This is a genomic window from uncultured Aureimonas sp. (assembly GCF_913775355.1).
Lineage (GTDB): Bacteria > Pseudomonadota > Alphaproteobacteria > Rhizobiales > Rhizobiaceae > Aureimonas.
Genome location: NZ_CAJYIU010000230.1, coordinates 1 through 19,227, shown reverse-complemented (window position 1 = coordinate 19,227; position 19,227 = coordinate 1). Strand labels below are relative to the sequence as shown.

At 70.0% G+C, this 19,227-nt stretch carries 19 protein-coding genes; 10 read left to right on the top strand and 9 right to left on the bottom strand.

The genetic code is table 11. The annotated features are described in order from the left end of the window. Window positions 1–959, top strand: a 959-nt coding sequence (locus tag QZ753_RS14040) for a DUF6030 family protein (protein WP_294644445.1), incomplete at its 5' end; no start/stop codon positions are given. Window positions 960–1,000: 41 nt separating this feature from the next. Here QZ753_RS14040 and galE read toward each other — a convergent pair. Then, the gene (galE, locus tag QZ753_RS14035; protein WP_294644443.1) at window positions 1,001–1,990 is read right to left on the bottom strand and encodes a UDP-glucose 4-epimerase GalE; all 990 of its coding nucleotides are present in this window, start codon (window positions 1,988–1,990) and stop codon (window positions 1,001–1,003) included. 145 nt (window positions 1,991–2,135) lie between these two features. Between galE and QZ753_RS14030 the strand changes: the two genes are divergently transcribed. After that, window positions 2,136–3,068 carry an endonuclease/exonuclease/phosphatase family protein gene (locus QZ753_RS14030; RefSeq protein ID WP_294644442.1) on the top strand — a complete coding sequence of 311 codons (933 nt, stop codon included), beginning with the start codon at window positions 2,136–2,138 and terminating at the stop codon, window positions 3,066–3,068. A 77-nt stretch (window positions 3,069–3,145) separates the two neighbouring features. Here QZ753_RS14030 and QZ753_RS14025 read toward each other — a convergent pair whose 3' ends face one another. Further along, window positions 3,146–5,170, bottom strand: a complete 2,025-nt coding sequence (locus QZ753_RS14025) for a PhoX family phosphatase (protein ID WP_294644441.1) — start codon at window positions 5,168–5,170, stop codon at window positions 3,146–3,148. Window positions 5,171–5,362: 192 nt separating this feature from the next. On the opposite strand from QZ753_RS14025, the gene QZ753_RS14020 reads away from it, so the two are divergent. Continuing rightward, window positions 5,363–5,731, top strand: a complete 369-nt coding sequence (locus tag QZ753_RS14020) for a hypothetical protein (protein WP_294644440.1) — start codon at window positions 5,363–5,365, stop codon at window positions 5,729–5,731. A gap of 63 nt (window positions 5,732–5,794) precedes the next feature. On the opposite strand, the gene QZ753_RS14015 is transcribed toward QZ753_RS14020, so the two are convergent. Next, window positions 5,795–7,219 (bottom strand): serine protease, encoded by a 1,425-nt coding sequence (locus QZ753_RS14015; RefSeq protein ID WP_294644439.1) that lies wholly within the window; start codon window positions 7,217–7,219, stop codon window positions 5,795–5,797. Window positions 7,220–7,465: 246 nt separating this feature from the next. Then, window positions 7,466–8,590: a DNA recombination protein RmuC gene (locus tag QZ753_RS14010; protein WP_294644438.1), complete on the bottom strand. Its 1,125-nt coding sequence runs from the start codon at window positions 8,588–8,590 to the stop codon at window positions 7,466–7,468. Between the two features lie 98 nt (window positions 8,591–8,688). On the opposite strand from QZ753_RS14010, the gene def reads away from it, so the two are divergent. From def to truA, 3 genes are read left to right on the top strand one after another with little or no spacing between them, the layout of a single operon-like run. Then, window positions 8,689–9,207, top strand: a complete 519-nt coding sequence (gene def, locus QZ753_RS14005; RefSeq protein ID WP_294644436.1) for a peptide deformylase — start codon at window positions 8,689–8,691, stop codon at window positions 9,205–9,207. A gap of 7 nt (window positions 9,208–9,214) precedes the next feature. Continuing rightward, window positions 9,215–10,159: a methionyl-tRNA formyltransferase gene (gene fmt, locus QZ753_RS14000; protein ID WP_294644435.1), complete on the top strand. Its 945-nt coding sequence runs from the start codon at window positions 9,215–9,217 to the stop codon at window positions 10,157–10,159. A 4-nt stretch (window positions 10,160–10,163) separates the two neighbouring features. Then, on the top strand, window positions 10,164–11,009 hold the full coding sequence (gene truA / locus QZ753_RS13995; RefSeq protein ID WP_294644433.1) for a tRNA pseudouridine(38-40) synthase TruA: 846 nt from the start codon (window positions 10,164–10,166) through the stop codon (window positions 11,007–11,009). Here truA and QZ753_RS13990 read toward each other — a convergent pair. Next, window positions 10,956–11,573 carry a hypothetical protein gene (locus QZ753_RS13990; RefSeq protein WP_294644431.1) on the bottom strand — a complete coding sequence of 206 codons (618 nt, stop codon included), beginning with the start codon at window positions 11,571–11,573 and terminating at the stop codon, window positions 10,956–10,958. The genes truA and QZ753_RS13990 overlap by 54 nt on opposite strands. After that, window positions 11,545–12,714 carry a succinyl-diaminopimelate desuccinylase gene (gene dapE, locus QZ753_RS13985; RefSeq protein WP_294644430.1) on the bottom strand — a complete coding sequence of 390 codons (1,170 nt, stop codon included), beginning with the start codon at window positions 12,712–12,714 and terminating at the stop codon, window positions 11,545–11,547. The genes QZ753_RS13990 and dapE overlap by 29 nt, the downstream gene beginning before the upstream one ends. 346 nt (window positions 12,715–13,060) lie before the next feature. On the opposite strand from dapE, the gene QZ753_RS13980 reads away from it, so the two are divergent. Next, window positions 13,061–14,407 carry a lytic transglycosylase domain-containing protein gene (locus QZ753_RS13980; RefSeq protein WP_294644429.1) on the top strand — a complete coding sequence of 449 codons (1,347 nt, stop codon included), beginning with the start codon at window positions 13,061–13,063 and terminating at the stop codon, window positions 14,405–14,407. Between the two features lie 83 nt (window positions 14,408–14,490). Here QZ753_RS13980 and dapD read toward each other — a convergent pair whose 3' ends face one another. Then, entirely contained in the window at window positions 14,491–15,345 is an 855-nt protein-coding gene (dapD, locus tag QZ753_RS13975; RefSeq protein WP_294644427.1) for a 2,3,4,5-tetrahydropyridine-2,6-dicarboxylate N-succinyltransferase, read from the bottom strand. Between the two features lie 143 nt (window positions 15,346–15,488). Here dapD and QZ753_RS13970 point away from each other — a divergent pair, with 143 nt between their 5' ends. From QZ753_RS13970 to QZ753_RS13960, 3 genes are all read left to right on the top strand, one after another. After that, window positions 15,489–16,364, top strand: coding sequence for an LOG family protein (locus QZ753_RS13970; protein ID WP_294644425.1), 876 nt, complete (start codon window positions 15,489–15,491; stop codon window positions 16,362–16,364). Window positions 16,365–16,433: 69 nt separating this feature from the next. Next, on the top strand, window positions 16,434–16,742 hold the full coding sequence (locus tag QZ753_RS13965; RefSeq protein ID WP_294644424.1) for a hypothetical protein: 309 nt from the start codon (window positions 16,434–16,436) through the stop codon (window positions 16,740–16,742). A 120-nt stretch (window positions 16,743–16,862) separates the two neighbouring features. Next, entirely contained in the window at window positions 16,863–17,777 is a 915-nt protein-coding gene (locus QZ753_RS13960; protein ID WP_294644423.1) for a BON domain-containing protein, read from the top strand. Between the two features lie 94 nt (window positions 17,778–17,871). Here the strand turns inward: QZ753_RS13960 and QZ753_RS13955 are convergent, their stop codons facing one another. Beyond that, window positions 17,872–18,603, bottom strand: coding sequence for a pyrimidine 5'-nucleotidase (locus QZ753_RS13955; RefSeq protein ID WP_294644422.1), 732 nt, complete (start codon window positions 18,601–18,603; stop codon window positions 17,872–17,874). 49 nt (window positions 18,604–18,652) lie between these two features. Further along, a partial coding sequence (locus QZ753_RS13950; protein WP_294644419.1) for a porin occupies window positions 18,653–19,227 on the bottom strand: 575 nt, incomplete at its 5' end.

The window sequence follows — 19,227 nt, the reverse complement described above, 5'->3', positions numbered from 1 at the left end:
CCGAAGCCGAAGCCGAAGCCGAAGCCGAAGCCGAAGCCGAAGCCGAAGCCGAAGCCGAAGCCGAAGCCGAAGCCGAAGCCGAAGCCGAAGCCGAAGCCGAAGCCGAGCCGCCGCGACCGGCCTCGCGCTGGGATGTGCCCCCTGAGTCTCCTCCGGTCGCGCCGGTGCGGCCTGCCGGCGGCAGCGACGGCGGGGCGCTCATCGGCGCCGTGCGTGTCGTCGCCCTCGTGCTTCTGGCAGGTGGCGCGCTCTACGGCGCGCTGATGGCCGTGCGGCCCGACGACGACCGGGCCGCTGTCGCGGTACGGGCGCCGCGCGTGGAGGACGAGCGATCGGTGGTGGTCCAGCCCGGCCCCCGGCCGAAGCCCCTCGTCGTCGAGCGCTTCGCCGGCACCCGCGACCTCGGCCTGAAGGCCAGCGCCTTCCGTTTCGTCCGGCTCGTGCCGCAACCGCCCGCCGAGGTCTGCGCGGCCTTCGGAATGGCCGGATGGGACGCTGGGTCCTGGGGCCCGAGCCCGCTCGGCGACCTCGACGAATGCGTGGCCTCGAAGATCTTCGGCGGCCGGAAGCAGGCCGAGGCGTTCGCGGTTCTGCGCGGTCGCGAGACGCTGCTCGAGATCCGCGTCAAGCTGAACCTCTACGACGCGGCGCGCCGCGCGGAGGCCACGGGCGAGATCGCGAGCCTCGTCTCGGGCTTCTTCGATCGCTGGAACTGGGACGGCGCGGCCGGCTTGCGGCGGCGAATTGCCGCACTCGATCCGTTCGAGGAGACCGCCCACGGCACGCGGGTGGTCCTGTCGCGCGAACGCGGCGAGGTCGAGCGCTGGAACCTGTTGCTCCGCTTCCCGAGCCCGCCGAAGCCGCCCGAGGACAAGCCGAAGGCGTCGACCCTCGCCGACATCGCGGCCATGGCGGGCGTGCCGGTGCAAAGCGTTCCACCGGAGCGCGACACGCCCTGAAGTGGGAGTGCGCCGGCTAACCTTTCAGCCGGCGCACGGGTTCAGAGCGCGTTGCGGCGTCCGAGCGCCTCTTCCCAGTCCAGCGCATGGCGCACGATGAGCGGCAGGTCGTCGTAGAGCGGCTCCCAGCCGAAGGCCTGCCGGGCGGTGGTGGCATCGGCGACGATGGCGCTGGCGTCGCCCGGCCGGCGCTCGGCCATCCGCACGTCGAAGTCGCGCCCCACCACCTGCCGCACGGTGTCGAGCACTTCCAGAACCGAGTAGCCGTGCCCGTAGCCGCAGTTGGCGATGATCGACGCGCCGCCGCCCCGCAGGTAGTCGAGCGCCCGGCGATGGGCGCTCGCAAGGTCCGACACGTGGATGTAGTCGCGAACGCAGGTGCCGTCCGGCGTGTCGTAGTCGTTGCCGAACACCTGCAGGAACGGCCGCTTGCCGAGCGCGGTCTCGCTGGCGACCTTGATGAGGTGGGTCGCACCCTTGGTCGACTGGCCGGCACGGCCTTTCGGGTCCGCGCCCGCCACGTTGAAGTAGCGCAGCGCCGCGAAGGTGATCGGATGGGCCGCCGCCGTGTCGCGCAGCATCAGCTCCGTCATCCACTTCGACGTGCCGTAGGGGGACTCGGGCGCCGGCGGCTGCGTCTCGGGCACCGGCATCGTCTTCGGCGAGCCGTAGACGGCCGCGGTGGACGAGAAGATGAAGTGCTTCACCCCGCCCTTCACCGCCGCTTCGATCAGCGCGCGCGAGGCGACCGTGTTGTTGAGGTAGTAGCCGAGCGGATCGGCCACCGATTCCGGCACCACGATCGAGCCGGCGAAATGGATGATCTCCTGGATGTCCTTCTCGGCGATCAGCCGCTCGACCAGCGCCATGTCGGCGATGTCGCCGACGACGAGTTCGGCCTCCGGCGCCACGGCCCATTCGAAGCCGGTCGACAGGCGGTCGAGCACCACGACGCTCTCGCCGGCATCCACGAGATCCCAGACCATGTGGCTGCCGATATAGCCGGCGCCGCCGGTGACGAGTACGCTCATGCGCGGGATCCTTCGATGGGCCGGGCCACCCCGGTCTGAATCGCGCCGGATGCTATCTTGCACAGGATGTTTCGCAAGTGCGAAAACGCTGGTCGCGGGGCGACCGACACGGGTTCGCCCCCGCCGATGGGATCGGATGTGCCGGATGTTTCGACGCGATGAATGGGTCGGCACGCTGACGGTCGTGGCGGCCGAGCTCGTCTTTGTGGTCGGGATCGGCCTCCTCCTGCCCCAGACGCCGCTGGTGTCGATGATCGGGCAGTTCCTGCCAATCCTCGGCTTCGCCCTGTTTCTGCCGGCGCTCGGCTTTGCCCTTCTGAGACGTCGATGGCGGGCCGGCGGCACGGCTCTCGTCGCCCTTGCGATCCTCGCGCTGGCCCTGTGGCGCTTCGAGAGCGTGTCGGCCCATCGGGTGGCGAAGCCCGTCGTGGGCACGCCGTTCACGCTGGTCAGCTTCAACGCGCTGTCCACCAACCGGGAGGGCGTGTCGGCGATCCCGTTCCTCCTCGCCTCCGGGGCCGACGCCATCCTGATCTTCGAGGCGGCGCAGTTCGAGGCCGAGCTTCCACGCCTTCAGGCGGCCTATCCCTATCGTCTCGGCTGTACGGCGCCGGAGCCCTGCGACACGCTTCTCCTGTCGCGGCGCCCGCCGATTTCCTCGCGCCAGACCTGGCTCGGTGCGGTGCCGGCCAAGCGATACGCGGAGTTCGCGTTCGATCTCAGTGGCCGCCGCGTGACGCTGGTCGGCGCGCACCTGACGAAGCCCTATTTCGACGAGCTGCCCGCGATCGAACGCCTCGTGCTCAGCAACCGGCTGCGCGCGATGCGCGGGGCGGTGATCCTTGCCGGCGACTTCAACGCCGTGCCGTGGTCGCCCGATCTGATCGAACTCGCGACGCGCGCCGACATGCGCTTTTCCGGCTTCTACGTGCCGACCTGGCCGGCCGGCGCCGGACGCTTCGGCCTGCCGATCGACCATGTCCTGACGCGCGGCGCCGTGGTGACGTCGCTGGAAGCGCTGCCGAGCGCCTTCGGCTCCAACCACCGCGGTCTTCTGGCGCGGATCGTGATTCCCTGACGGGCCGAACCCGAACGGAAGCGGCGGCCCCCGGGGTGTCCCAGGAGCCGCCGCCGATCATCGTCCGCCCCGGTCGGTCAGCCGATACGCCCGCCGCCCTGCCGCGTGATCGCGACGACGGAGGGACGCGTCGGCATGGCGTCGTCGAAGTCCGGCCAGCGGGTGGACAGGTCCTCGTAGTAGGACAGGCGGCCGAAGCCCTCCCAGTCCTCGCCGCCGTCGGCCGGGTGCTGCACGGCGACGAAGGCCGTCTGCATGTCGGGCAGGAGGAGGGGGCCACACATCTCGGCGCCGACCGGCACGCGGAAGAAGAGCTTCGACGTGCCGCGGCCGGCGCCCTCGGTCTCCACCGCCCAGAGGCCGTCGGTGCGCCCGGTTGCCTTCGGCGAGTTGCCGTCGGTCGACACCCAGAGGCGCCCGTCGGCGTCCACCGCGCAGTTGTCGGGCATGCCGAACCAGCCGTTTCTGGTGGTCTCGGTCGAGAAGGTCGCGCCGACCTCGGCCACCGACGGGTCGCCGCACTTGAGCAGCACCTCCCAGCGGCCGGTCTCGGCGGTGAAGTCGTCGCCCTCCTCGTGGATCTCGATGATGTGGCCGAAGGCGTTGGCCGCGCGCGGGTTGGCAGCATCCACCTGCTCGGCCTTGCGGCGCGTGTTGTTGGTCAGCATGACGTAGACCCGGCCGTTCGCGCCGTTCGGCTCGATGTCTTCCGGCCGGTCCATCGGCGTCGCCTCGAGAAGGTCGGCGGCGCGGCGCGTCTCAATCAGAACGTCGGCTTGGCTGCGGAAGCCGTTGGCCTCGGTCAGCGGACCTTGTCCGTGGACCAGCGGCAGCCAGGCCATGCCGCCGTCCTCGCCGAACTTGGCGACGTAGAGCGTGCCCTCGTCGAGGAGGTCCATGTTGGCCGCCCGGTCGTCCGGGTTGTAGCGGCCCTTGGTGACGAACTTGTAGACGTAGTCGAAGCGCTCGTCGTCGCCGAGATAGAAGACGACGCGGCCGTCCTTGGCCACCGTCGAGGCGGCGCCCTCATGCTTGAAGCGGCCGAGCGCGGTGCGCTTCTTCGGCATCGAGTTGGGGTCCTCGACGTCGACCTCGACCACCCAGCCGAAGCGGTTCGGCTCGTTCGGCTCCTTCGACAGGTCGAAGCGGTCGTGGAAGCGGCCCCAGGCATAGGTGCCCTCGGGAACGCCGAGGCGCTTGTAGTTGCCGGCCTCAGGATGCCCCTCGGGCAAGGTGCCCATGAAGTAGCCGTGGATGTTCTCCTCGGCCATGATGTAGGTGCCCCAGGGCGTCACGCCGCCGGCGCAGTTGTTGATCGTTCCGAAGACGCGGGTGCCGGTGGCGTCGGCGTTGGTCTTCAGGCGGTCGTGGCCCGCGGCGGGACCCGACAGCGCCATCTCGGTCATCGCGGTGATGCGGCGGTTCTTGGCGCCGTCGCGCACCACCTGCCACTTGGCTGCATCCTTCCGGATTTCGACCACGGTGCCGCCGTGGGCGGCCATCTCGATGTCGACGCGGGTCTTGTCGGCCGGAGCGATCTCCAGCTCCTTGACGAGTTTTGCCGGGTCCTTCTTGTCGGCCTTCTCGACCACCTGAACGATCCCCGGGAACATCAGGTGCTCGTTGGTGTATTCGTGGTTCACGACGAGATAGCCGTGTGTGGACGAGCCGTCGATCGGGATGAAGCCGACATAGTCGTTGTTGTAGCCGAACTGGCGCGCCTGAGCCTCCGGCGTCTGGTGGTTCGGATCGAAGGCCGGGCTGTCGGGAAACAGGGCGTCGCCCCAGCGCAGGAGGACGTCGGCGTCGTAGCCCTCGGCGACATGGTGGTGCTCGTCGATGCCGGCCTCGACTTCCGGAAAGTCGAAGCGCGTCGTCGAGGCCGCGCGGGCGTGCTCGGCCGAGATCAGCGCCATCGGGCTGACCGTCGCGGCGATCGCGGTGGCGGCGAGCGAGCCGCGCAGGAAGTCTCGGCGCGAGAAGCGCGCGGCGATGATCTCGCCCATCGTGCGGTTCGCGGTCGGGTTCAGGCCCTCGCCCTCGGCATCCTCGAGGCGGCTGGTCGGAAACGCGGCGTGGCGCGGCGTGACGTGCTCGTTCATCGGAGCGGTCCCTTATCCCTTGGAACGGTTCCAGGTCGCCCTAGGGAGCCAAGATCACAGAGCGATGACAGGCGGGCCGGCGGCACCCGTCCTCACGGGGGTGTGAAGTGGGAACTGTGACGGCGCATGCCGCGTCCGGTCCGCAGGAAGGCCGCGATCCCGTGGCCCGGCTCCCTTGAGGATACGACGCTCATGACGCCACCCGTCCGCCCCGCGCTCGCTGCGGCATTCCTCGCCTTTGCCGCCCTGCCGGCCCACGCGCAGGACGCCAGCGCCCCTCAGCCGCCCGTGCCGTCCGTGACGAGCGAGTCCGAAACGCAGGATTCCGGGGTCGGCGACCTCGAAACCGCCGAGTGGATCGGCAAGCCGGTGGTGAGTTCGGACCAGAAGGCCGTCGGCACGCTGCGCGAGGTCCGAATGGCCAGCGACACCGCCGATGCCGGCCTCCTCATCGTGGAGCGCGACGGCGGCGCGGTGGTGGAAGTTCCGATGCAGGGCGCGGCCTTCGACGGGACGTCGGTCGTGGTCACGCCGCTTGCGGACGCCATCACCGCCAACTGATCGGGAGACGAAAAAGGCCGGGCGCCCATAGGACGCCCGGCCTTTTCGGAAGACTTGCGGACCTCAGTTCGAGCCGAGGCACAGCACAGGATAGATCGAGTCCTGCACCTTGGCGGTTGCATCCGGCACACTTTCGAGCGCCGCCGAGGCATCGGCGGTCTCGAAGGCGACGTGGTGGGTCTGGAGGAAGCGGGCGGCGGCATCCGGGCGGATCGCGAAGTTGATCGACTGCGGGATGTCGCCTGTAAGATCGGCCACCGCGACGGCGTTGAGCTTGGCGGTGACGACGCCGACGACACGGCCAGCCAGATCGACCAGCGGGCCGCCGGAATTGCCGGGTTGCACGGGCGCCGAGATTTGCAGGTAGTTCGCGTCGTTCATCAGGCCCATCAGCGACGAGACATTGCCGCGCGTCACGTTCAGGCTGTCGGCAAGGATCGAGCGCAGCGGGAAGCCGAGCGCCAAGACGTCCTCGCCGAGGCGCGGCTTGCCGGCGACGATCGGAAGCGGCTTGCCGACCTTGGCATCGACCTTCAGGAGCGCGAGGTCGTGGTCCTCGTCGACCACCACCTTGGACGCCGCGCCGAGGTCGCCGACCAGCACCGTCTTGCAGGCCTTGGCGACATGGGCGTTGGTCAGGAGCCAGCCGTCCTTCGACACCACGAAGCCGGTACCCGACGAGTCGAAGCCCGGCGAGGGATTGGCGAGCGACGGCGATTCGGCCTTCGGCGTCGAGGCCTTGGCATGCTCGCCCTCGCCGAACGCGACGCCCTCGGCCCGGCCGCTCTCGAAGAGGCGCGCCATCGGGCCGACGTCGCCCGAGCGCGGCTCGCCCGCGAAGGGCTCGACGGACTCGGCTGCGACCTGCGCGTAAGGGGCGATCACCGAGGCATGCGCCGCGTTCCAGGCGACCGAGAAGCCGCGCAGGTCGCTGCCGCGGCCGGAGAAGCGGATCAGGAAGTCGCGGCCGTCCTCGTGGCCGCGGATGGTGAAGCCGTCGTTGGCCTTCGAGGCCTCGCTCACCGTCTTGTTCGGCCCGGTCTGCGACAGGACGCCGTAGACGCCGTCGAGCGTGTAGCCTTCCTTGGAGAAGCGCACGGTCTCGATCTCGACGCCGCCGTCGTCCGAGCGCCAGAGGCTGCCGACCTCGGTCTCGCCGACCGGGGCGACCACGTTGCCGGGCAGGCCGAGGCGCACGCCCGTCGCCTCGTCGGTCACCTGCACGAAACCGGCGGCGTCGCGCGCAGCGTCGCTCTTCTCGATCACGAGCTTCAGAAAAGCGTCGTCCATGACGCCGTCGGCAGCTAGGCCATGGCGGGCCTGGAAGTCGCGCACGGCGCGCAGCGTCTGCGGTCCGATGCGCCCGTCGAACGGCCCGGCATAATCGCCGGTCCAGGTCAGGCGGTGCTGAAGACCCGTTCGGAACGCGAGATCGGTGTGCTGGTTGTAGAGGGTCGCGAGGTCGGCCTCGGCGCTGCTTGCGGCCATGGCCGGAGCACTCACAGCCACGGGTGCCGCGCATAGTAGCAGGCCTGCCAGAACCGCCGTCGTCACGCCGCGCATCGCCGTTGCCCCCGTTCCATCACTCGCGGAAGAAACGCAGCACAACCCGTTTCGATCCCGCGCATTAAACATTTGTCAAGCTTTGGATCGGCCGATTTTCCGGTTGGTTTCCGGAACGTGTGGAAAACCGGGCGAATCGAAGCCAAATGCCGTGGCCGGACGTCGATGGATTCAGGCGTGCGGCAGGTGTCCCGACGCCTCGTCCTGCCCGAGTTCGGCGCCCGCGATCTTCTCGCCGCGCCGGATCAGCTTTTCGGTGGAGATCAGGATCTGGTCGACGTCGCGCGTGGTCTGGCCGAGGTGGGTCTTCAACGCCGCGACCCGCGCGTCGAGCCGCTGCAGGTCCTCCGACAGGAGGACCACCTCGCGCTGGATGAGACCCGCCTCGCGCCGCATGCGCTGGTCCTTCAGAAGCGCCTTCACCACCTCGATCGACAGCATCAGGAGCGAGGGCGAGACGATCACCACGCGCGCGCGATGCGCCCGCTGGATGATGTCGCCGAAATGCTCGTTGATCTCGGCAAAGACCGATTCCGACGGCACGAAGATGAAGGCGGTGTCCTGCGTCTCGCCGGGCAGGAGGTACTTCTCCGACACGGCGCGCACGTGCACCTCCATGTCGCGGCGGAGGCGCGCGGCTGCGACGTCCCGCGCCTCGTCGCTCGGCGCTTCGCGAAACGCGGTCCAGGCCTCCAGCGGGAACTTCGCGTCCACCACCAGCGCCGGCGCGCCGTTCGGCATCGGGATCAGGCAGTCCGGCCGCTTGCCGTTCGAGAGCGTCGCCTGGAACGAGTAGGCGCCCGGCGGCAGGGCGTCCATGACGATCGCCTCCATCCGCGCCTGTCCGAAGGCGCCGCGCGCCTGCTTGTTGGCGAGGATGTCCTGCAGCCGCACGACCTCGCCGGCGAGCCCCTGGATCTGCCCCTGCGCCCTGTCGATCACCGCCAGCCGCTCGGCGAGCCTCGACAACGTCTCGCCGGTGCGCGCCTGCGCCTCCGTCAGGGAGTGGCCGACGCGCTGCCCCATGCCGTCGAGCCGCTCCGACACGGCCCGGGCGAGATCGGCCTGCCGCGCGCCCAGCATCTCGCCCATCGACTGGACGCGACCGGCAAGCTCCGCCTGCGCCTGCAGGATGTCCTGCGCGGTCTCGCCCTCGCGGCCCGGACGATGCCAGACCAGCCGGGCGAGGACCGCCAGGGCGGCCAGCACGAGCAGCGCCTCGCCCCACGACAAGACGATGCCGAACGGGGCGGCCAGCGGACGGTCGAGAAAGGCGGCGAGGGCGGAGAATTCCATTGTTCCGAGGCTAGCCGATTCGGCGGGGGCGAGCCAGATCAAAACGGGAACATGCAGGTGCTGTTGACCGCTTCGCGGCTTGCGATTACCTGACGCCCATGAGCGTCAAGCCCCTTGTCATCCTGCCCGATCCGATCCTGCGCCGCGCCTCCGAGCCGGTGTCCCGCGTCGACGACGCGCTGAAGCGTTTCACCGACGACATGCTGGAGACGATGTACGATGCGCCCGGCATCGGTCTTGCCGCGATCCAGGTCGGCGAGCCACTTCGCATCGTGACGATCGACCTGTCCAAGGAAGACGATCCGGAAAAGGCGCCGCAGGTCTTCCTGAACCCGGAGATCCTCACCTCGTCGGACGAGCGCTCGGTCTACGAGGAGGGGTGCCTCTCGATCCCCGACTACTACGCCGAGGTCGAGCGGCCGGCCAAGGTCACGGTGCGCTATCTCGGCCTCGACGGGAAGACGCACGAGATCGAGGCCGACGGCCTCTTGGCCACCTGTCTCCAGCACGAGATCGACCATCTCAACGGCGTGCTCTTCATCGACTACATCTCGAAGCTGAAGCGCGACATGGTGATCCGCAAGTTCTCCAAGGCGTCGAAGCGCGGCGGCGCGTGAGCCGCCGATGACCCTTCGCCTCGTCTTCATGGGAACGCCGGACTTCTCGGTCCCCACCTTGCGTGCGCTTCACGAGGCGGGTCACGGGATCGCCGCCGTCTACACCCAGCCGCCCCGTCCCGCCGGCCGCCGCGGTCTCGAAACCGTGGCCTCGCCCGTCGAGCGCGAGGCGCGCGGCCTGGGTCTTCCCGTTCGCAGCCCGGTGTCGCTGAAGGGCGCCGAGGAGCAGGCGGCCTTTGCCGCACTCCGGGCCGATGTCGCCGTGGTCGTCGCCTACGGTCTTCTCCTGCCGAAGCCGATCCTCGAGGCGCCGCGCTTCGGGGCGCTGAACGGCCACGGCTCGCTCCTGCCGCGCTGGCGGGGCGCCGCGCCCATCCAGCGGGCGATCGAGGCGGGCGACGTGGTGACCGGCATGATGGTGATGGGCATGGAGGCCGGGCTCGACACCGGTCCCGTCGCGCTGACTGAGGAGATCGCGATCGGGCCGACCGACACGGCGCGCGAGGTGCACGACCGCCTGTCGGCGGCCTCCGCCACGCTGATGGTCGAGGCGATGGCCCGGCTCGAGGACGGCTCGCTCCCTTTCGAGACGCAGGACGCGATCGCCGCACGGACGGGCCGCGAGGTGAAATACGCCGCCAAGATCGAGAAGGGCGAGGCCGCCGTCGACTGGTCGCGGCCCGCCGCCGAAATCGCGCGGCGCATCAACGCCTTCTCGCCCTTTCCGGGCGCCTGGACGACATTCGGTGGCGAGCGGCTGAAGCTTCTGCGCGCGGTGGCCGAAGAGGGCCGGGGCGAGGCGGGCACGGCGCTCGACGACGCGCTGCTGGTGGCAGCCGGCGAGGGGGCGGTGCGGCTTCTCGAGGTGCAGAAGGCCGGCGGCAAGGCGAGCGACGCGGCGGGTTTCCTGCGCGGCGCGAACGTGCCGGCCGGCACGCGCTTCGGCGCCTGACCCGATGCCCCGCTACAAGCTGACCATCGAATACGACGGCTCGACCTATTGCGGCTGGCAGCGCCAGAAGAACGGCATCTCCGTGCAGGAGACCGTGGAACGGGCGCTTTTCGCCTTCTGCGGCGAGGAGGTGACGCTGTTCGGCGCCGGGCGCACGGATGCCGGCGTCCATGCGACGGGGCAGGTCGCCCATGTCGACATCGCCAAGCGCTGGAAGACCGATACGGTGCGCGACGCGCTCAATGCCTACCTCCGCGAGGAGGGGGGGGTCGCGATCCTCGCCGCCGAAGAGGTGCCCGACGCGTTCGACGCGCGCTTCTCGGCGAGCAAGCGGCACTATCTCTATCGCATCCTCAACCGCCGCCCGCCGCCCTCGATCCTGAAGGGACAGGTCTGGTGGGTCTGGCGACCGCTCGACGTCGAGGCGATGGACCGGGCCGCCAAGCGGCTTCTCGGCACCCACGACTTCAACACGTTCCGCTCGGTGAACTGCCAGGCGAAGAACCCCGTGCGCACGCTGGAGCGGCTCGACGTCGTGGCCGCGCCGGGCGGCGAGGTGCATCTCCACGCCTCCGCGCAGTCCTTCCTGCACAACCAGATCCGCTCCTTCGCGGGCTCGCTGAAGCTCGTCGGCGAGGGGCGCTGGAGCGAGGGCGATCTCGTCGCGGCGCTGGAGTCGCGCGACCGCAAGCGCTGCGGCCCCGTCGCTCCGCCGGACGGGCTCTACCTCACCCGCGTCGACTACGCGCCGGAGGCGACCTGGGGCGTGCCGCGCACCGCGCCGGGATCGCCTGGCCTATCCGACCGCCACGCCGAAGAGATCGGAGACGGCGGCGAAGGAGAGGAGTGAGACGAAGATCATCATCGTCACGATGGCGACCGCGAGTGGGATGTCGCAGCTCGTCGCCACCGCGATCAGCCGCACCGTCAGCCCGATCGACAGGAGCGCGATGACGAGGCCGAGAACTTGGGTCAACTCGCTCGGCCCCCCGAAGAGGAGGATGAGGAAGAAGGGCGAGAAGACCCAGGTCAGGAACGCCCCGCCCCAGTTCACCGCGACGACGAACGGTACCATGCGCCGCTCGAAGCCGATGTGCCGCGCGGCGATGCCGACGAGGAAGAGCGGCAGGAGCCAGGCCGTCAGGTCGGCCAGCGCATGGGCGGCCAGCGCCGTGACGGGGTTCGCCGCGCTGAAGCCGCGCTCGACGCGCTCGAATTCGAGCCAGGAAAGCGCGGTCGGCGGCAGGGCGACGACCAGCGCCGCGAAGGAGCGCCAGAACCCGTCCGCCGACAGGTCGAACCGGTCGAGGCCGCGACGGTCCCCGGCCATCAGGCGCCAGGCGCCGGTGAAATAGCGCCCGATCTCGGGCAGCGTCGGCAGGAAGTCAGGACTGGGCGGCGAACCAGCGGGCAACGAAGGTTTCATAGATGGCCGTCAGCGTTTCGAGGTCCGAGAGGGCGACCCTCTCATTGGCCATATGCATGGTGGCGCCCACAAGGCCGAATTCCACCACCGGGCAGTGGTTCTTGATGAAACGCGCGTCCGAGGTGCCCCCGGAGGTCGAAAGTTCGGGCCGGCGCCCCGTCACCGTCTCCACCGCCACTGAGAGCGCCTGCGTCAGGGGCCCGGGCGCCGTCACGAAGACGTCCGAAACCGGCTCGCGCCACGAAATCTCGTAAGGCGCGCCGCCAAGCGCCGCTTCGATCCGCCGCAGCAGCTCGGCGCGCAGCGTCTCCGGCGACCAGCGGTCGTTGAAGCGCACGTTGAAGGCGATGGTGACGCGGCCCGCGATGACGTTGGTCGCCGCGTTGCTGGTATCGACCGCGGTGATCTCGAGGTTCGAGGGCTGGAACGCCTCGCTGCCCCGATCGAGCGCCGGCTCGTTCAGGGCGTCGACCGCGGCGGCGAGGCGGCGCATCGGATTGTCGGCGAGGTGCGGATAGGCGACGTGGCCCTGCCGGCCGAGAAGCGCGAGACGCCCCGACAGCGAGCCGCGCCGCCCGATCTTGATCATGTCGCCGAGCGCCTGCGGGTTGGTGGGCTCGCCGACGAGGCAGGCGTCGAACCGTTCGCCCCGCGCTTCGGCGAACTCGAGAAGCTTCACCGTGCCGTTGATCGCCGGTCCCTCCTCGTCGCCGGTGATCAGCAGGGAGACGCGGCCCCTGTCCAGCGCGCCGCGCGCGTCGAGCCGCGCCAGCGCGGCGACGAAGCAGGCGATGCCGCCCTTCATGTCCACCGCGCCGCGCCCGAACATCTCGCCGTTCTCGACCGCCCCGGAGAACGGGCCGTGCCGCCAGTCCGCCTCGGGCCCCGGCGGCACGACGTCCGTGTGGCCGGCAAAGCAGAGATGCGGCCCCGTCTCGCCGCGCCGCGCCAGAAGGTTCTCGACGTCCGGCGTGCCGGCATCCGCGAACACCGGGCGCTCGATCGCAAAGCCCAGGGGAGCCAGGAGCGTGGAGAGTTCAGCGAGCGCGCCGCCTTCGTCCGGCGTCACGGACGGACAGCGCAGGAGGCGCAGGAGATTCGCGGCGGGATCGATGGGAAGCGTCGTCATGGCGTCCGGTTTAGCGCCCGCGACCGGGCTCGGATACGATTTTTCCACCTGTCCCGGAACCTTTCGTCGCAGGAGCGGGCCGACGAATCATCGCGCGGATTCAGTCGGATAGTGTGGCGCGATCCTGTCTGGAATCTGTCAAGCTTGCCCGAAGCGCACGAATCCAACTTCTATGGGGTGGTGTTTTTCGGTCACGTTGCGCTAACCTTCGTGAACGCTTCGTAACCTTTCCCCCATTCCCGCCACGTTTCGGCCGGGTTTGGGAGGGCAAGGACGAGGTCGAGGGAAACGGCTGTGGGGACCTTGCATGATTGATCAGCGGGCTGTGGGAGCCCGGAGCGCGTGTGTGCGTTCCGGCCGGATGGTTTCGGTCGCCGGACTGGCGCTCCTCGCACCGTTGATCCTGTCGGCCTGCGTGTCGGACGGCGACCGGATGGCCGGCACCGCCGACATGACCCCGAAGTCCGCCAAGGTGGCCGACGCCGCCCCGGCCTCCACAGCGTCTGAAACGTCCGCCGCGACGACCCGTTCCGTGGTCGAGATCGCCGCCAACGATCGCGGCCCGAGCCGCGTGATCCTGCCGACGGACCGCCCGGACATGGGCGCGGTTCAGGTCGCCGAGGCGAAGGGCGGCCGCGTCGTCCATGTCGCGGCGGCTGCGCCGTCGGCCCCCGCCGTCTCGGCTTCGGCCGCGGCGCCGGTGGCCGAGGCGCCCGGCATCGCCTCGCGGGCGATCGACACCGCCGTCGCCGCGCATGAAACCGTGAAGGGCGGCGTCGCCGCCGCCAAGGACACCGTGGTCGCCGGCGCTTCGGCTGTCGGATCGGGCGCGGTCTATGTCGCTTCCGCCGGCGCACGCACCGTGCGCGACGCGGCCAAGGCGATCGGCGACACGATCACCGGCGATCCGAAGATGGACCGCATGATCGAGAAGGCCGCCGACGACAACGACATTCCCCGCGAACTCGCCTATGCCGTGGTGCGGGTGGAAAGCCACTACAACCCGCGGGCCCGCGGCTCCGGCGTCTACGGCCTCTCCCAGATCAAGCCGGCCACCGCGCGCGGCCTCGGCTTCGACGGGCCGGCGGAAGCCCTCCTCGACCCCGAGACCAACCTTCGCTACGGCATGCGCTACCTGAAGGGCGCCTGGGAGCAGGGCAACGGCGACGTCTGCCAGACCGCGATGAAGTACAAGGGCGGCCACCGCACCACGGTGATGTCGAAGTCCGCCAGCGTCTACTGCTCCAACGTCAAGCGCCACATGGCCGCGATCCGCGCCCGCAAGTCGCCTGCCATGGGCGGCGAGGCGCCGACGCTGGTCGCCGCCGTCGAGCCCACCGTGCGCTCCGGCATGATCGCGCGCGAAGTCGCCGCCCAGCCGGCCGCCGCGCGCAAGGCCGTGGCCATCGCCATGGCGCCGGACGCCGCAGCGCCCGCCACCAATGCCGCCGCCGCCGTCCTCACCGTGCCGGCCGCCAGCGCGCCGGTGCCGGTCGCACGGCCCGTGCGCGTCGCCGAGAACGCGCCGCGCCCGGCGAGCCCCAAGGCATCCGACGGCTCGATCGGGGTCGGCTCGATGGTGGGCGGGCGCGTCGTGCGCCGCGAGCAGCCCGATGTCGGCCGGTTCGGCGATGCGTTCGATGCCAGCGCGCCCGCCAGCGCGGCACCCGCAGGCGGCCTCGGCTTCAACTGAGCCGGTCACGAGGTTTCTATGAAAAAGGCCCGGAGCGCTGAGCTCCGGGCCTTTTTCGTTGGCAGACGGTCTTGCGCGGCGCGTCAGGCGCGCAGGAGATCGTTGATCGAGGTCTTGGAGCGGGTGCGCTCGTCGACGCGCTTGACGATCACGGCGCAGTAGAGCGCCGGGCCCGCCTCGCCGTTGCCCATCGCCTTGCCCGGCAGCGAGCCGGCGACGACGACGGAGTAGGGCGGCACCTCGCCGTAGGTGATCGAGCCCGTCTCGCGGTCGACGATCTTGGTCGACTGGCCGATGAAGACGCCCATGCCGAGCACCGAGCCCTCGCGCACGATGCAGCCCTCGACCACCTCGGAGCGGGCGCCGATGAAGCAGTTGTCCTCGATGATCGTCGGGCCGGCCTGCAGCGGCTCGAGGACGCCCCCGATGCCGACGCCGCCCGACAGGTGGACATGCGCGCCGATCTGCGCGCAGGAGCCGACCGTCGCCCAGGTGTCGACCATCGTGCCTTCGCCGACCGAGGCGCCGAGGTTGACGAAGCTCGGCATCAGGATGGCGTTCCGGCCGATATGGGCCGAGCGGCGCACGATGGCGCCCGGCACCGCGCGAAAGCCGGCCTCGCGAAAGCGGGCCGCGTCCCAGCCGTCGAACTTCGAGGGCACTTTGTCCCACCAGGTCGAGCCGCCGGGGCCGCCCGCGATGGGCTCCATGTCGTTGAGGCGGAACGACAGGAGGACCGCCTTCTTCAGCCACTGGTGGACGGTCCAGGTGCCGTCGTCCCCGCGCGTCGCGACCTTCGCCTCGCCGCGATCGAGAAGGCCGAGCGCCGCGTCCACCGCCTCGCGGACCTCGCCCGTCGTGTCCGGGGAGATGGCGTCGCGCCGGTCGAACGCGGCTTCGATCGTGGCTTCGAGGTCGGCGTGGGCGGCAGCGGACATGGGGCTTCGTCTCCGGTCTGGGGGTGGGGGAGGGATCGCGCCTCTCCTAGAGGCAGCGCGGGAGGGGCACAAGGCTTGCCCCTGTCCCGCATCTGTCTCTAAACCCTCGAAGCTCTAGCAGGGCACGCGACAGGCAGGCGGACATGGCCGACGACGATACGACGAACACCGGCCCCGCGCCGGCGGCACCGGCCGGGACCTGGGTCCCCTTTCCCTCGTCCGGCGACGACAAGAAGCGCCAGGAGGGCAAGCCGAGGACGCCGCAGACGCTCTCGCCGACCTACCGTCTCGCCTACGACGATCCGGACTTCCTGACCTCGGAGGCGACGCGCGGCGTGCGCCTGCAGCTCGAACTGATGAAGCCGGAGCTCGCACTGATCGAGGCCGGGATCCTGTCCACCGTGGTGCTGTTCGGCGGCGCGCGCATCCCCGAGCCCGGCAAGGCCGCCTGGGCGGCGCGCAACGAGGGCCAGAAGGCGCGCCTCGAGGCGAACAGCCGTTATTACGAGGAGGCGAGACGCTTCGCGCGCCTCGCCTCGCAGCACTCGGCCAACTCGTCGGGCGGCAAGGAGTTCGTGATCGTCACCGGCGGCGGGCCGGGGGTGATGGAAGCCGGCAACCGGGGCGCCGCCGATGTCGGCGCCGTGTCGATCGCGCTTAACATCACCCTGCCGCACGAGCAGGCGCCCAACCCCTACGCCACGCCCGAGCTCTGCTTCAACTTCCACTACTTCGCCACGCGCAAGATGCACTTCCTGTTCCGCGCCAAGGCGATGGCGATCTTTCCCGGCGGCTTCGGCACGCTGGACGAACTCTTCGAGGCGCTGACCCTGATCCAGACCGGGCGCATGGCGCGCATCCCGGTTCTCCTCTTCGGGGCCGCGTTCTGGCGCCGGCTCGTCGACTTCGAGTTCCTGGCCGAGGAGGGAACGATCGCGCCCGCCGATCTCGACCTCTTCCGCATGGTCGATACGGCCGAGGAGGGATGGGAGGCGATCCGCGGCTTCTACGGCTTCTGACGCCCGGAGGAACCCGCATCCCCGGCTTCCGTTTGGTTCGGGACCTGGATCAACGCGCGGAGACGGACGATGGGCGGCGAAGACACCGATTCGGAAATGATGCGGCGACAGCAGGCGATGGACGTCGCCGAGACGATCCCGCCGGACGAGACGCGCGAGCGCCGTCCGCCCTCCAACAGCGACCCGTCGAGCGCTGCAGCGCGCACTGCCGCGAAGGCCGGCAGCGCCGGCGCCGCCGAGTGGGCGGAGGACGCCGTTCTGCGCCAGAATCAGGCAGGCCTGCCGCAGGCCGGTGCGGCCGGCGAGCGCCCTGCTCGCAGCGGCGGCGTTCCGGACGGCTCGATGGCCAGTCCCGGCCGCTTGCTGCTCGGCGATTGATCACGATGGCGTCGGATTGATCGCGAGCGATGGAACGCCTCCGCGATTCGGCTCGTTAGCCGACCTGAGAACTGCCGCTGCAGCATTCGGCTCGGCGGCGGATATTCACGGGAGACCCGCATGAGCGACTATCGGAACTTCGGCGATCGCAACCGTTCGCGCTACGACGACGAGCGCAACGGCAGCCTCAACGAGCGCGACGCGCGACGCCGCGCCGCCTATGGCGAGCGCGACGCCTACGGTGAGTGGGACCGCGACAACTATGGCCAGAACACCGAGACCGGCTACGGCCGCGAGCGCACCAACGCCGACCGTTACGGCTCCTACGCGCGCAACAGCAGCCAGTCGTCCTTCGGCGGCGCCTACGACGACCGCTATGAGCGCAACGACGGCTACCGCGACCAGCGTTCGAGCTACGGCCCCAGCCGCTATGCCGGCCGCAACGACTACGGCCAGACCTCGTCCTACGACGACTACGCCAACCGTGACCGCTACCGCCAGACCTCCGGCTACGGCCGCGACTATGCGAGCGACCGCGGCTACGGCTCGTCCTCTTACGACACCGCCCGCGGCGAAGACCGCGGCTTCATCGAGCGCGCCGGCGACGAGATCGCCTCGTGGTTCGGCGACCGTGACGCCGAGCGCCGTCGCGAGGCTGACAAGCAGTTCGGCGGCCGCGGCCCGAAGGGCTACACCCGTTCGGACGATCGCATCCGCGACGACATCAACGACCGCCTGACCGACGACCACTACATCGACGCCTCGGACATCGAGGTGACGGTGAAGGATCGCGAGGTCACACTGGCTGGACACGTGCCGACGCGCGACCAGAAGCGCCGGGCGGAGGATCTGGTCGAGCGCATCTCGGGCGTCGGCCACGTGCAGAACAACCTGCGCGTCGAGACCGGCTCGGGCGGCCTCTTCGGGACCAGCTCGACCACCGCGACCTCGACGACCGGCTCGACCTCGACGACGGGCGAGATCGGCGGCGCGCGCGCCTGGAGCACCGACACGACGGTGAAGACCATCTCGTAACAACGGCGCGCCGGGCTGTCGTCCCGGCGACCCGACCGACGGACCCCGGTGCGGCGACGCGCCGGGGTTCTTGCGTCGGAAGACGTTGCGGCCGTCAGGCGGCGGCGCGGATGCGGCGCAGGAACGCCGTCAGGTCGTCGGTGACGAAGTCGATATGGGCCCCCTCGCGGCCCTCGTGCTCCCAGGCGTCGCCGAGCGTCGTCTCGAAATTCTCCGGCACGATCAGGACTGTGCGCATGCCGAGGCGCTTGGGCACCTCGAGATTGCGCGCAAGATCCTCGAACATGGCCGCGCGCCCCGTGTCGATCCGGTGGAGGCCCATGAACTTGTCGTAGGTCTCGGCGGCGGGCTTCGGGATGAGGCCGGCTGCCACGATGTCGAAGACGTCCTCGAAATGCTCGAAGATGCCGAGCTGGCGCGCGGTGCGCTCGGCATGGCCCCGGTCGCCGTTGGTGAAGATGAACTTGCGACCCGGCAGGGCCGCGATCTCGGCGCCGAGCTCGGGATTGGGCGCGAGCCACGAGTAGTCGATGTTGTGGACGTAGGCGAGGAAGGCGTCCGGGTCGATGCCGTGCACCTCCATCAGCCCGCGCAGCGTGGTGCCGTACTGGCGATAGAAATCCTTCTGGACACCCTTCGCCTCGTCGCGCGGCACCGACAGGAGTTCGGCCACGTAGTCCGTCATCCGCTCGTCGATCTGAGAGAACAGGTCGGTTCGGCGGGGATAGAGCGTGTTGTCGAGGTCGAAGACCCAGGTGTCGACATGGGAGAAGTCGGCGGGTTCGGCGTCGCGTGTGCGGCCGATCGAGGTGTCGGTGCTGGTCATGGCCTCATTCGGCATGGGAGCGGCGCGCCGTCAACGCCTAAGCGCGGGATCAGTAGATGAAGGCGGCGCGAAGAAGGGTGGCGTTGATCCGCTCGCCCCGGTCCGGCCCCTCGACGGTCCGGCTGTGGACGTGCGTCGCGGTGAAGCGGAGCTGGTCGATCGGATACCAGTTGGCGATGGCGGTGGCGGCGAACTCGGCGCCCGCCTCCGGCCCGTCGTCGGTGAGGTCGAGATAGTCGAGCCGGCCGCCGATCTCCAGCGCGCCGAAGCCACCGTCGCCGAGACCCCGGCTCGGCTCCACCTGCTCGAAGATGCCGGACTTGGCATCGTAGGCGCGGTGGTCGGGCGTCAGGAACACCAGCGCGCCGAGATAGCCGCCATGGGCCGTCGTCCCGCGCCGTCCGAACCCCTCGGCATGCAGCACCATGTATTGGCTCTGCAGGGTGAAGCGGCCGAGCGTCGCGGCAAGCTCAAGGTTGGCGCCTTGCGTCCGGCCCTTCGGCTCGAAGTCCTCGGTGGAGACGAGCGAGGCGGACACGAAGTCGACGCCCGCGCCGCCCGACAGCGAGAAGGCCTCCTGCCGGTCGAACCCGGCCGACAGGCCGAGGCCGAGATGCACGGCGT